Origin of the sequence: Shewanella sp. FJAT-51649, assembly GCF_019457435.1 — a bacterium.
Taxonomy (GTDB): Bacteria; Pseudomonadota; Gammaproteobacteria; order Enterobacterales; family Shewanellaceae; genus Shewanella; species Shewanella mangrovisoli.
In genome coordinates this window covers 3542471-3555430 of record NZ_CP080411.1, presented here as the reverse complement: position 1 = coordinate 3555430, position 12960 = coordinate 3542471, and the positions used below count along the sequence as shown (strand labels likewise).

Annotated in this window: 9 protein-coding genes; 7 read left to right on the top strand and 2 right to left on the bottom strand. The window is 49.8% G+C overall.

Annotated elements, in window-relative coordinates:
* Positions 1–13: 13 nt before the first annotated feature.
* The 6 genes from potA to gabT all read left to right on the top strand — a co-directional run bounded on the left by potA (position 14) and on the right by gabT (position 7316).
* On the top strand, positions 14–1150 hold the full coding sequence (potA, locus tag K0H59_RS15635; protein WP_011623666.1) for a polyamine ABC transporter ATP-binding protein: 1137 nt from the start codon (positions 14–16) through the stop codon (positions 1148–1150).
* The gene (locus K0H59_RS15630) at positions 1147–2052 is read left to right on the top strand and encodes an ABC transporter permease subunit (protein WP_220053641.1); all 906 of its coding nucleotides are present in this window, start codon (positions 1147–1149) and stop codon (positions 2050–2052) included. The genes potA and K0H59_RS15630 overlap by 4 nt, the downstream gene beginning before the upstream one ends.
* Positions 2049–2864, top strand: coding sequence for an ABC transporter permease subunit (locus K0H59_RS15625; RefSeq protein ID WP_011623664.1), 816 nt, complete (start codon positions 2049–2051; stop codon positions 2862–2864). Before K0H59_RS15630 ends, K0H59_RS15625 begins: the two co-directional genes overlap by 4 nt.
* Positions 2865–3144: 280 nt before the next feature.
* The gene (locus K0H59_RS15620) at positions 3145–4431 is read left to right on the top strand and encodes an FAD-binding oxidoreductase (protein ID WP_011717931.1); all 1287 of its coding nucleotides are present in this window, start codon (positions 3145–3147) and stop codon (positions 4429–4431) included.
* 56 nt (positions 4432–4487) lie between these two features.
* Positions 4488–5936 (top strand): NADP-dependent succinate-semialdehyde dehydrogenase, encoded by a 1449-nt coding sequence (gene gabD / locus K0H59_RS15615; RefSeq protein WP_220053640.1) that lies wholly within the window; start codon positions 4488–4490, stop codon positions 5934–5936.
* A gap of 102 nt (positions 5937–6038) precedes the next feature.
* Positions 6039–7316: a 4-aminobutyrate--2-oxoglutarate transaminase gene (gene gabT, locus K0H59_RS15610; RefSeq protein WP_220053639.1), complete on the top strand. Its 1278-nt coding sequence runs from the start codon at positions 6039–6041 to the stop codon at positions 7314–7316.
* A gap of 53 nt (positions 7317–7369) precedes the next feature.
* On the opposite strand, the gene K0H59_RS15605 is transcribed toward gabT, so the two are convergent.
* Positions 7370–8419 carry an LLM class flavin-dependent oxidoreductase gene (locus K0H59_RS15605; protein ID WP_220053638.1) on the bottom strand — a complete coding sequence of 350 codons (1050 nt, stop codon included), beginning with the start codon at positions 8417–8419 and terminating at the stop codon, positions 7370–7372.
* Between the two features lie 369 nt (positions 8420–8788).
* Positions 8789–10339 (bottom strand): peptide MFS transporter, encoded by a 1551-nt coding sequence (locus K0H59_RS15600; RefSeq protein ID WP_011717927.1) that lies wholly within the window; start codon positions 10337–10339, stop codon positions 8789–8791.
* A 419-nt stretch (positions 10340–10758) separates the two neighbouring features.
* On the opposite strand from K0H59_RS15600, the gene K0H59_RS15595 reads away from it, so the two are divergent.
* Positions 10759–12879: a methyl-accepting chemotaxis protein gene (locus K0H59_RS15595; protein ID WP_086903107.1), complete on the top strand. Its 2121-nt coding sequence runs from the start codon at positions 10759–10761 to the stop codon at positions 12877–12879.
* Positions 12880–12960: the final 81 nt, after the last annotated feature.

Genomic DNA, 12960 nt, shown 5'->3' with positions numbered 1-12960 from the left:
GTGGAGAAGTACTATGGCAAGCACCTCGGGCGTCACCAACAAACCCACTACAAAGACGCAAGAAAAAGTCCTGCTTAAGATTGAGCGGGTCAGTAAATTGTTCGACGATGTACGCGCGGTTGACGACGTATCATTGACGATTAATAAAGGTGAGATTTTTGCTTTACTTGGGGGCTCTGGCTCGGGTAAGTCGACCTTATTGCGTATGCTCGCGGGGTTCGAAAGACCAACCTCTGGGCGGATTTTTCTCGACGGTGAAGATATTACCGATTTGCCCCCCTACGAACGTCCCATCAACATGATGTTCCAATCCTATGCGCTCTTCCCCCATATGACGGTCGCGCAAAATATCGCCTTCGGTTTAAAGCAAGATAAGTTACCCAAAGCGGAAATTGAGCAAAGGGTGCAAGAAATGCTCAAGCTGGTGCATATGGAACAATATGGCAAGCGTAAGCCGCATCAGCTCTCCGGTGGTCAGCGTCAGCGGGTGGCGTTAGCCCGCTCCCTCGCGAAACGTCCTAAGTTATTGCTGCTCGACGAGCCGATGGGCGCGCTGGATAAAAAGCTGCGCACTCAGATGCAGTTAGAAGTGGTTGAAATTCTTGAGCGTGTTGGCGTGACTTGTGTGATGGTGACCCATGATCAGGAAGAAGCCATGACCATGGCGGGCCGAATTTCGATTATGAGCGACGGTTGGATTGCCCAAACCGGCTCACCCATGGACATTTACGAGAGCCCCAACAGCCGCATGATTGCCGAATTTATCGGTTCAGTGAATCTCTTTGGCGGCGAAATTGAAGTGGACGAAGTCGACCACCTCATCATTAAACCCAATGATTTAGCACAGCCTTTCTATGTGGGGTACGGGGTAACGACCAGTGCCGAAGAAAAGCATGTGTGGTTAGCGGTACGTCCCGAAAAAACCATTATTAGCCGTGAGCAACCTGAGGGCGAGTACAACTGGGCCAAGGGCATAGTGCATGATATTGCCTACTTAGGTGGCATCTCTGTGTACTACATTCGCCTCGAAAACGGTCAAATAGTGCAATGCAGTATGACTAACCGTGAACGCCGTGCCGACCATGCGACATGGGATGATGAAGTGTTCATCAGCTGGGAGGACACCAGTGGCGTGGTGTTAAGATCATGAAGATGAAGTCAAAACTTAAATGGCTTAAGGGACGTTTCTGGACGATTAGCTTCCCTTACGCTTGGCTGTTGTTGTTCTTCGCCTTGCCCTTTGCCATTGTCCTTAAGATCAGTTTTTCGACGGCGGCGATTTCGATTCCGCCCTACGAGGCGACCTTTCAATATGCGGATGATGTATTAAACATCTTCCTGCATTTAGGTAACTACTTGATGTTGCTAGATGATTCGCTGTATTACACCGCGTATCTCAGCTCATTAAAAATGGCGCTCATTTCGACCATCGGCTGTTTGATCATTGGTTATCCCATGGCCTATGCCATTGCCCGTGCGCCAGCAAGGTTGCAAACCGTGCTGCTGCTATTGGTGATGCTACCTTCTTGGACCTCGTTCTTAATCCGCGTTTATGCTTGGATGGGGATCTTAAGTAACACGGGGATTATCAATAACACATTGATGTGGTTAGGAATCATTTCTGAGCCATTGCAAATCCTCAACACCAATATCGCCGTCTATATCGGGATTATCTACGCCTATTTGCCCTTTATGATTTTGCCGCTGTATGCGACCTTAGTGAAGTTAGATATGAGCCTGATTGAAGCCGCATCAGACTTAGGGTCCAGCCGTTTAAATACCTTCTGGAAAATCACTTTCCCGTTGTCTAAGAGCGGAGTGATTGCAGGTTCTATGCTGGTGTTTATTCCGGCGGTAGGGGAGTTTGTGATCCCTGAGCTGCTCGGCGGCCCAGATTCTCTGATGATAGGTAAAGTGCTGTGGCAGGAATTCTTCAATAACCGTGACTGGCCAGTGGCCTCATCACTGGCGATTGTGATGCTGGCACTCTTGATTATTCCTATTACCTTATTCCATCGCTATCAGGCGCGTAGTTTGGAGAAAGACCTATGAAAAAGCTGAGTTTTTCTTCGGTGATGCTGTGGTTCGGCTTGTTCTTCTTGTACGCACCTATGCTGATCCTAGTGATTTATTCTTTTAACGAATCTAAGTTAGTAACAGTGTGGGGCGGGTTTTCACCTAAATGGTACGGCGAGTTATTTGCCGATCAGCAAATTCTCGATGCGGTGTGGACCAGCCTTCGGATTGCGTTTTACAGCTCAACCATGGCGGTGATTATCGGCACTATGGCCGCCTTTGTGATGACGCGGTTTAAGCGCTCATGGGCCAAGCTCACCCTGTCGAACATGATCACTGCGCCCTTGGTGATGCCTGAGGTGATCACGGGTCTGTCATTGCTGTTGCTATTTGTGCATATGGCGGATCTCCTTGGTTGGCCGAAAGAGCGCGGCATGGTGACAGTTTGGATTGCCCATTCGACCTTCTGCGCGGCCTATGTGGCTGTGGTAGTGTCGTCAAGATTGCGTGAGTTAGATATGTCAATCGAAGAGGCGGCAATGGATTTAGGCGCAACGCCGCTTAAGACCTTCTTCCTGATCACTGTGCCCATGATTTCACCGGCATTAGTGGCGGGCTGGTTGTTATCCTTTAGTCTGTCACTCGATGACTTAGTGATCGCAAGCTTTGCCTCAGGCCCTGGCGCGACCACCTTACCTATGGTGGTGTTCTCCTCGGTGCGTCTGGGGGTATCGCCTAAGATCAACGCCTTGGCAACACTTATCATTCTATGTGTGTCGTTAATCGCCTTCCTGTCTTGGTATATGGCAAGGCGCGCCGAAAAACGTGAGCGTATGCCGCTGAACTAATAAGTGGTGATACAACACAGAGTGAATAAACATTGAGTTATCATTCTCTCGCGAAAAGGATGGCCTTGATTGCCAAGGCCATCCTTCTCTCAGCCCTCCAAGTCTTCTTATCTGTGCCTCCACAGTAATTTTCAAATCCGTTTAAGGCATCAAGGATACTTTGTTTGAAATATAAAACATTGTGTAAATTATTGTGCTTTTATGGCTAGTGTTTCCCGATTTGAAGGTGTAGGATGTGATAGTTGTTTAAAATAATGAACATAAAAATCAAGGGAACATCATGTCAGCCATACCTCACACTGGATCATATTATGCGGCATCGGCCAACGATAAGGTTGAACGCGCGCGTTTACAGGAATCGATTGAAGCCGATGTTTGTGTGATTGGCGCGGGGTATACAGGCCTATCTGCCGCACTGCATTTACTCGAATCGGGTTTTAGTGTGGTAGTGCTCGAAGCCGCGCGAATTGGCTGGGGAGCATCAGGGCGTAATGGCGGACAAATCGTCAACAGCTATAGCCGTGACATTGATACCATTGAAAAAACCGTTGGCAAAGAACAAGCCAAGCTTTTCGGTCAAATGGCCTTCGAGGGCGGACGCATCATCCGTGAACGTATCGCTAAGTACAATATTGATTGCGATCTAAAGGATGGCGGCGTATTTGCGGCGATGAACGAAAAGCAAATGGGCCATTTACGCCATCAAAAGCAGTTATGGGAAAGCCATGGCCACGTGGGCAAGCTGGAGCTGCTCGATGCAAACAGCATTCGCTCTGTGGTAAATACTGAGCGTTATGTCGGTGGTATGTTGGATAAGAGCGGTGGTCATATTCATCCGCTGAATTTAGCCTTGGGTGAAGCCCGCGCGGTAGAATCCCTCGGCGGAAAGATTTTTGAAGACTCAGCGGTATTGCGGGTCGATGAAGGCGATAGTCCTGTGGTGCACACCGCTAAGGGCAGCGTAAAGGCCAAGTTTGTGGTAGTGGCGGGTAACGCTTACCTAGGTAAACTCATGCCTGAATTACAAGCTAAATCTATGCCCTGCGGCACCCAAGTGATCACCACAGAGCCCTTGGACGAAGAGTTGGCTGCAAGTCTGTTGCCCCAAGACTACTGCGTCGAAGACTGTAACTATTTGCTCGATTATTTCAGGTTGTCTGGTGACAAGCGTCTGATCTACGGCGGTGGTGTCGTGTATGGTGCCCGCGATCCCGCGGATATCGAATCTCTGATTATTCCGAATATGCTCAAAACCTTCCCGCAGTTAAAAGGGGTTAAGGTTGATTATGCGTGGACGGGTAACTTTTTATTGACCTTATCGCGTTTACCACAGGTCGGCCGTATTGGTAAAAATATCTATTATTCACAGGGTTGTAGTGGCCATGGCGTCACGTATACCCACTTGGCAGGTAAGTTAATTGCCGAAATGCTCAATGGTCAAGCCACGCGTTTCGATGCTTTTGCGGCGCTGCCCCATTATCCCTTCCCCGGCGGTCACGCCTTACGTGTGCCTTTTAGTGCGCTGGGGGCATGGTATTACAGTCTAAGAGACAAATTAGGTATCTAATTTATTTAATTTTTTATACGAGGTAAGACATTACCTCGCAGCGAGAGGAATTTCCTGTGTTGTTAAAAGACCCGAGTCTGCTGCGTCAGCAATGTTATATCAATGGTCAGTGGTGCGATGCGCAGTCAAAAGAAACTGTCGCTATCGCCAATCCCGCGACGGGTGCGGTGATCGCCAGTGTCCCAGTGATGGGGCAAGCCGAAACTCAAGCGGCAATTGCGGCAGCCGAAGCGGCCTTGCCCGCATGGCGAGCACTTACCGCAAAAGAGCGTGGTGCCAAGCTGCGTCGTTGGTTTGAATTACTCAATGAAAACAGTGATGACTTAGCGCTAATGATGACCACTGAGCAGGGCAAGCCCCTTGCCGAAGCTAAGGGGGAAGTCACCTACGCCGCCTCCTTTATCGAATGGTTCGCCGAAGAGGCGAAACGCGTCTATGGCGATACGATTCCTGGGCATCAGGGCGATAAACGCATCATGGTGATTAAGCAGCCCGTGGGTGTGACAGCGGCCATTACCCCCTGGAATTTCCCTGCGGCGATGATCACCCGCAAAGCCGCGCCAGCACTGGCTGCTGGTTGTACTATGGTGGTGAAACCAGCACCGCAAACGCCTTTTACCGCATTAGCCTTGGCCGTGCTTGCCGAGCGCGCCGGGATCCCCGCTGGGGTGTTCAGCGTGATCACTGGCGATGCTATCGGCATTGGTAATGAGATGTGTAGCAACCCAGTCGTGCGTAAGTTGTCTTTCACCGGCTCGACCCAAGTGGGCATTAAGTTAATGGAGCAATGTGCGCCGACGCTGAAGAAATTATCTTTAGAATTAGGTGGAAACGCGCCATTTATCGTATTCGATGATGCAAATATCGATGCGGCGATCGAAGGCGCCATGATCGCTAAGTATCGCAATGCGGGGCAAACCTGTGTCTGCGCTAACCGCATTTATGTTCAGGCGGGCGTGTATGACGAATTTGCCCGCAAGCTCAGCATTGCCGTGGGTAAATTAAAGGTGGGCGAGGGCATTGGCGAGGGCGTAACTACGGGACCGCTTATCAATCGCGCGGCGGTCGAAAAAGTCCAGAGCCATCTTGAGGATGCGCTCTGTAAAGGGGCGACAGTGGTTGCGGGCGGTAAGCCCCATAGCTTAGGTGGCAACTTCTTCGAGCCAACGGTACTGACGCATGTTGATAGCAGTATGCGTGTCGCCCGTGAAGAAACCTTTGGCCCACTGGCGCCGCTGTTTAAGTTTACCGATGTGGACGATGTGATTAAGCAAGCCAATGATACCGAGTTTGGCTTAGCAGCTTATTTTTATGGTCGTGATATTTCACTCGTGTGGAAAGTGGCCGAGGCATTGGAATACGGCATGGTTGGGGTCAACACTGGCTTGATTTCCACCGAAGTCGCGCCGTTTGGCGGAATGAAATCCTCAGGGCTCGGTCGAGAAGGTTCTAAGTTCGGCATCGAAGAATATTTAGAAATCAAATATATCTGTATGTCTGTTTAAGCATCAGTTTGGGATAGACCGCCAGTGGTAGCCCTTTGGGCATAGGCATTGTTATCGACATTTGTGTATAGCCAAGTTAGGCATGCGAGCAAGGAATACTAAATGAGCACAACCAATGATTCATTGATGGCGCGTCGCCAAGCCGCAGTCGCAGGCGGTGTTGGTCAAATTCATCCTGTTTTTACCGCTCGCGCCGAAAACGCGACCGTGTGGGATGTGGAAGGTCGAGAGTTTATCGATTTTGCGGGTGGTATTGCGGTGCTTAACACTGGGCATTTACATCCTAAGGTGAAGGCGGCCGTTGCGGCGCAGCTTGAGGATTTCTCCCATACCTGTTTTATGGTGCTTGGCTACGAAAGTTATATTCAAGTCTGTGAAAAACTGAATCAGTTAGTGCCGGGGGATTTTGCCAAAAAGACGGCCTTATTCACTAGCGGCTCAGAAGCAGTTGAAAACGCGGTTAAAGTGGCTCGTGCATACACTAAGCGGGCGGGTGTGATTGCCTTTACCTCGGGTTACCATGGTCGCACAATGGCGGCACTGGCGTTAACGGGAAAGGTCGCGCCTTACAGTAAAGGCATGGGATTAATGTCGGCCAATGTGTTCCGCGCCGAGTTCCCCTGTGCGCTGCACGGCGTGTCCGATGATGATGCGATGGCCTCTATCGAACGTATCTTTAAAAACGATGCCGAGCCGAGCGATATTGCGGCCATCATCCTCGAGCCTGTGCAGGGTGAGGGTGGGTTTTATGCCGCATCGCCAGCCTTTATGCAGCGTTTACGCGCGCTTTGCGACCGTGAAGGTATTATGTTGATTGCCGATGAAGTGCAAACGGGTGCGGGTCGTACCGGGACCTTCTTCGCCATGGAGCAAATGGGCGTGAGCGCTGATATCACGACTTTTGCTAAATCCATCGCCGGTGGTTTCCCCCTTTCAGGTATTACGGGTAAAGCTGAAGTCATGGATGCCATCGGTCCCGGTGGCCTTGGCGGCACCTACGGTGGTAATCCGCTGGCCTGTGCGGCTGCGCTCGCCGTACTCGAAGTGTTTGAAGAGGAAAAGCTGCTTGAACGTGCCAATGTAATTGGCGAGCGGATTAAGTCGGCGCTAAATACTATGCAGGTTGAACATCCACAAATTGCCGATGTGCGCGGTCTAGGGGCGATGATCGCTATTGAATTGATGGAAGAGGGCAAACCCGCGCCTCAGTACTGTGCCCAAATTTTAGCTGAGGCAAGAAACCGAGGTTTGATCCTCCTGTCCTGTGGTACCTACGGTAACGTGCTGCGTATATTGGTGCCATTAACAGTTCCAGACGAGCAGCTCGCTGCGGGGCTGGGCATTCTTAAGTCCTGCTTCGATGCCGTGTTAAAAGGTTAACAGATATAAAAAATCCCGCTTAGGCGGGATTTTTTTATGGCGTGGTTTAACGCTTAAGAGCCTTTTATCTCCATCAGGATTTGCAGTGCTCGCTCGCGTTTGTCCTGATCATACAAATCGTTGGTAAAGATAAATTCATCGACACCCAGCTCCTTCACTATCATCTCTAAGCGGTGTTTGATGGTCGTGGGGCCACCAGTGACGGATAAGCCTAAGAAGTTATCGACATAGGTTTTTTCCTGCTCACTCCACAGGCCATCCATGCTGTTTACTGGCGGTTTTAACCACAGCGGTTCACCACGGATCAGCGCAAGCACCCGTTGCTTGGAGGTGGTGCTCAGGTATTCGGCTTCGGCGTCCGTCTCGGTGGCGATAAGCGGCAGGCCAAGCATGACATAGGGCTTATCCAACACTTTAGATGGCTTAAAGTCGCGGCGGTAAATCTCTATCGCATCGTAGAGGAATCTTGGCGCAAAATGCCCTGCAAAGACATAGGGTAAGCCGCGCTGTGCCGCAAGCTGGGCGCTAAAGAGGCTAGAGCCGAGTAGCCAAATCGGCACATGGGTGCCTTCGCCGGGAATCGCTCTTACGGGATGACGGCCATTGTAGTCGCCGAGTAAGGTTTGTAACTCGCTCACCTCGGCGGGAAATTGCTCCGCGCGGCTCATATCGCGGTTAAGGGCTCGGCTGGTGATTTGATCGCTCCCAGGGGCGCGGCCAAGCCCTAAATCGATACGCCCAGGATAAAGACTCTCGAGTGTACCAAACTGCTCGGCAACCACTAAGGGCGCATGGTTGGGCAGCATAATCCCACCCGCGCCGACGCGAATGTGTTTAGTATTTTCAGCAATATAACCAATTAATACCGATGTCGCGGCGCTGGCGATACCGGGCATATTGTGATGCTCGGCAAACCAGAATCGATTAAAACCTAAGTCATCGGCCACCTTAGCGTATTGTAGGCTGTCGCGTAGCGTGTCTCCGATGCTCGCGCCTTGGCGTACGGGGGCAAGCTCTAACAGTGAAAAGGGAATATCCGCTAGGGGAGATTTAGTCACTGCCTGCGATGGGGTGGCAGATGTTGAAGTCGATGATGTAGCCATAAATGAAGCGCCTCTTTGCGTGAGTCAGCTCTGTGGCAACGGCTTTATTTGTCTCCCACGGATGAATGTGGTGGGCGCTAAAGCGATTGCTCTGTCAGTGCTGATGGAGTCTTACCCTAGGATATGGTGACGTATCAATGATAAACAAGCTCAAGGCTTGAACTTAACACTGCACTAAAATTGGAACCGAACATCTTAGTTTTGCAAACAGGGGTGAAAGCCTTATCCCAAGCCGATGCATGAAAAATAAGCACAGCAAGTTCAGATTGTTTGGTGCTGAGCTGTAACCTAAAGGTATAAAAAAACTGCCGCAAGCGGGGCTTGTCGGCAGTTTTTAGCGCTCACAAATAGCGAATGTGAGTGGGAGGATTATTGCTCGGCTTTCACATCACGTAGTGAGGCCGCAGCGTTATCTTCAATACTGTTATGGGCGTGATGACTTTCGGTCAAACGGCGCATCAGTGGTAATACGGCTAAGGCGATAAAAGTACAAACCACGGCCGCAATACCTAATTTATTGAATAGATTGGTATAGACTGGCAGTGTCTGCAGCGGATCGACTAAGTCCTGTGGCACGCTGGCAAAGTTAGCCACAACGCCGCCCAAGTACTGGGAAATACCCGATGCCACGAAATACGCGCCCATCATAAAGCCGCCCATGCGAGCGGGGACATAGCGGGCGATCATCGCTAAACCAAGACCACTCACCAGCAGTTCACCGAGTGAGTAAGAGGCGTAACCCCAAATCATCACCCAAGAAGAGGTTTTACCCTCAACGGCAAATTGGCCCGCAAAACCGTAGATAAAGAAGCCAATCGCGACAACCGCAAAACCTAAAGCGAACTTAGCGGCAATCGAAAAGTCCTTATTGTTGCGACCTGCCCATGAATAACTCCAAGCCAGAACAGGGCTTAACACCATGATCCAGATTGGGTTCAGTGCTTGGAACTGTGCAGGAGACCAAGTCCACAAATGGGTACCAAAGACTTGGAAATCCCAATCGACGTTACGCAGCGCAAACAGGGCCAGTGAGGTCGACATTTGTTGATAGAAGATAAAGAAGAATACGGTTTGCACCGTAAGGATTAGCGCTGCGATAAGACCGGCACGCTCACTTGGCTCACTGGTACGAATTAAGTGGAAGAAAATCCCTAATACCGCCACACCTGCGGCATACACGAATACTCGAGCAACATCTTCGTATTCAAGAATAATGGCTGAAGCCACAACCGAAAGCGCCGCTAATACCAACACGATAGCCAAGTTCTTCTTGTTGACTGGGCGAGTATCTGGCTCTGAACCATAGTTGGCGAGGCTCTTGTGCATCAGGGCATAGTTACCTAAGCCGACGATTAAGCCCACACAGCACACCGCAAAGGCGGCATGCCAGCCAAATTCGTTACCGTATTGCGCGTTAACATAGTCCTTAATCCAAGGCGTTAACAGCATAGAGAAGGTCGAACCTACGTTTACCGCCATGTAGTAGATGGTAAAGGCGCTGTCGATTTTAGAATCGTCACCTTCGTAAATCTTACGGACTAAGTTACCGGCATTGGGTTTAAATAGGCCGTTACCGACCACAATCACACCAAGGGCGGAGAACATAAACCAAGTGTTTTCGGTCGGCACTGTCATCAATGCATAACCTACCGACAAAATCCCCGCACCGAGCAGCATAGTGCGTTTGGTGCCGAGAATTTTATCCCCAACCCAACCGCCGATGGCCGGCGACACGTAAATCAGCGCCGCACAGGCACTCCAAACTAAGTTTGCACGGGAGTCATCAAAGCCAAGACGCTGCACCATAAAGTACACGATCAGCGCCTGCATGCCGTAATAACCAAAACGTTCCCACAATTCGATAAGCGACACTGTCATAAACGAATGTGTCTTGCTTACCTGATTGGTACCAAGAGTCATAAAGCTTGCTTCCGTTATTGTTGTTTTGTGTTAGAGGCCAAGAGTATAAGGCGATAGTCTGCGCAAACCAATGCCACAACGCCGCAGAATAGACTTTGTTACAAATGAAATGGGCATTTTTAATCTGGAATTAATTTTTGTAAAAAAATGTCGGCTAGTTAACCGAGGCTGATTGTGAGTTTTGTCTTATCACCCCATGGCATTTCGCGATAAATATCAAACTTTCAGCGATGGAGATAAAAGTGAAGATTGACGCTAAATGAGTCAGTGAAAAGTTTTACTTACGCTTAACAATTCACTATCTTAAAGGCTGGTAATCTCGTGACTGAGTGCTATTTTTTAAACTGAGAAGCAAAAATAAAAATGAACTAGATCAAAATAATTAGGCTCTTGACCTTCTATCTTTTGGAGTTTACTCGATGAAGCATTTGTCCATCAGTACTAAGTTGTTGTGGATCACTTCCGCCTTATTCCTCTCAATTGTTGCCATTCTTTCCATCAGCCTCTGGTGGACCCTTTCGGACCAAAACACAGAGCTGTCTAATCAGGTTCAAGAGACATTACAAACCGAAACCCGTGACAAACTCGAAGCCCGTGCGGGCGAATACGGTGAGATGGTGGCGGGCTTTATCAATGAAGCCTATCGGATCCCGTACTCTTTTTCCGGCATGTTAGAGAGCACTGCGGAAGAGTTGCCATTAAAGCGTGATCGCTTAGAGCTGGCCGTGGCGGCGGTATTAAAGAAAAACAACCAAATATCCTCCATGTACGCGCAGTTTGAGCCTAATGGTTACGACGGGCTCGACAGTGAGTTTTTAAATGTCGAGGTTAGCCATAGCGTCGCATCATCGGGATCATTGGAGGTGTATTACACTCGCAACGATGATGGCACGGTCGAGCATAATCAAGTAGATGATTCAGCAGAAAAATATGTCACGACCTTAAACGAGTTTGGGATCCGTGAAGCCGAATGGTATCTCTGTGCTAAGGAAACCTTAAAGCCTTGTTTGATGGAGCCCTATCTCTATGAGATCACCCCAGGTAATAATGCGCTGATGACCTCTTTAACCGTGCCAGTTGTCAAGCATAAGCAGTTTATTGGGGTGGTGGGGGTCGATGTGAACTTGCCTGTATTTCAGGCCCTAATCGATAAATTGTCTAAGAGTCTTTACGACGGTCAAGCCAAGGTAACCTTACTCAGTACCCGTGGGTTAGTGGTTGCTGCGAGTCATTACAGCAAAAAAGCGCGCCCTCTGAGCGAATCTATTGACCCTAAGCTTGCCTCGCAGATAGTCGCACTACATAAAAATGGCGGCTATATGGCAAACGATGATGAGATTATCGTGGCCTACCCGATAAAAATCCCACTGGCGAAAGCGGAATGGTCGTTGGCTATCCAAGTCCCTAAGGCTCAAGCCTTTAAGAGCTCCATTGAGTTGAATGACAAAATGGATGAAATGGCCACATCCCTTGGCAGTATCTTGTTGATGGTCGGTTTAGCCGTGTCCATTCTGGCTGTGGTTACCATCAGCATAGTGATCCGCAGTATTATTGCGCCGCTCAAGATGATCCAAGGCCGTGTGGAGCACTTGGCCAGCGCCGATGGTGATTTAACCCAATCGATTGTGGTCGATGCCCATGCGGAACTGATTGCACTGGGTAAAGGCTTTAACTCCTTTATTCATAAGCTGAAAGACTTGATCAGCGAGTTAAAAACGCTCGCGGGACGCACTCAGGAGGAAAGTCTCTCCTCGGCGCAAATTGCGGAGTTGACCCGCGATAGTGTTCATCGTCAGTATGGCGAAATCGAGAGTGTGGTAACCGCGGTTAATGAGATGAGTGCCACGGCGCTTGAAGTGGCGAAAGCTTCTGAGCAAACGGCTGCGGAAACCGAAGCCATGTCCCGCAATGTACGTCTCAGCGAAGAGAGCCTGACTAAGGCGATGGAATATGTGACCACAATGTCGCAGGAGTCGATGCAGGCGAAAGTGGCGGTGAGCAAAGTGGCTGAAAGTAGCACGAATATCAGCCGTATTCTCGAGGTAATTAGCTCGATTGCCGCGCAAACTAACTTGCTAGCCCTGAACGCCGCAATTGAGGCGGCGCGGGCGGGTGAACAAGGGCGAGGTTTTGCCGTAGTGGCCGATGAGGTGAGGGCGCTTGCTTCTAAAACCCAAAGTTCGACCGATGATATCAGCGTGCTGATTGATGCACTGCAGCAAGAGGTGAATAGTGCCTCAGGCATTATTGATAAAGGTGCTGAGCGCGCGCAAATGGCCGTGTCGCAAACAGAGCAAGCGCTCACATCGCTTAATTCTATGGTCAGTCAGATAGAGGAAATTTCTTCTCAGGTGACGCATATTGCCGCCGCAGCGGAGGAACAAAGTGCGGTAACTGAAGAAGTTAATCGTAATATCACCGGGATTTCTGACTCGGCCTCTGAGCTGGCTCGCCTTGCGGGTGAAGCGCAGCAAAGCAGTGTGGTCCTCGCCGAACTGGTGAAACAGCAGCATCAACAATTAGGTAAGTTAAAGACCTAAATCGAGTATCCTTGCACAGCTTGCACAAGGGAAAGTCACCAAGGCGCTTAAGTGAATTTCACTCAGCGCCTTTGTTTTTGG